This is a genomic window from Pseudoalteromonas sp. SG44-1 (assembly GCF_014164315.1).
GTDB lineage: Bacteria > Pseudomonadota > Gammaproteobacteria > Enterobacterales > Alteromonadaceae > Pseudoalteromonas > Pseudoalteromonas rhizosphaerae.
Map to the genome: position 1 here is coordinate 1 of NZ_JACJEW010000242.1, position 478 is coordinate 478.

Genomic DNA, 478 nt, shown 5'->3' on the forward strand with positions numbered 1-478 from the left:
GTGTGAACGAAATTTACACATGGGATATTACATATTTGCCAACAACGGTTAAGGGCGAATTTTTATACTTGTATTTAGTGATGGATATTTTTAGTCGAAAAATTGTGGGATGGCAGGTTCACGATACACAGTTAAGTGCGCTAGCGGCTGATTTGATGACGGATATTTGCAGTCGAGAGCAAATAAAGCCAGAGCAAGTCACGTTACATTCGGATAATGGCAGCCCAATGAAAGGCGCTACATTATTGGCTACCTTGCAAGAATTAGGCATTGTACCGTCGTTTAGTCGCCCGTCAGTGAGTAATGATAATCCCTATTCGGAGTCATTATTTAAAACGTTAAAATATCGCTCAGACTACCCAGAAAAGCCATTTGCAGAAATAAGCACAGCAAGAAAATGGGTGGCAGGGTTTGTAGATTGGTACAATAACGAGCATTTGCACAGCGGTATAAAATTTGTCACGCCAAATCAGCGTCA

At 41.0% G+C, this 478-nt stretch carries 1 protein-coding gene; it reads left to right on the plus strand.

Annotated features, from left to right (window positions below; translation table 11 throughout):
- Positions 1-478, plus strand: a 478-nt coding sequence (locus tag H5187_RS23995) for a DDE-type integrase/transposase/recombinase (RefSeq protein ID WP_182798523.1), incomplete at both ends; no start/stop codon positions are given.